The 201-nt window shown below is 50.2% G+C and carries 1 pseudogene; it reads right to left on the reverse strand.

From position 1 onward, the window contains the following. Nucleotides 1-201: pseudogene (locus tag Xhom_RS38305) on the reverse strand (DNA primase); the annotation flags it as partial.

A 201-nucleotide genomic window follows, 5' to 3' on the forward strand; every position in this document is an offset into this window, starting at 1 on the left:
GCCATATGTCCGGCGTTCATGGTTGACCACGTATTCACCTTGTAGATCTGCTTACAGGACAAGGCGGTCTCAATCCCTTCGGCAATGCCCAGCGTGGAATTCACCGGAAACAAACGGATTGCCACGGATTGAGCATGATCAAGATAAGTCTCTTCCTGAAGTGACATCATCTTTCTGGTGACCTCCAGCGGGGCTTTTTTC

The organism is Xenorhabdus hominickii, assembly GCF_002632725.1.
GTDB classification, from domain to species: domain Bacteria; phylum Pseudomonadota; class Gammaproteobacteria; order Enterobacterales; family Enterobacteriaceae; genus Xenorhabdus; species Xenorhabdus hominickii.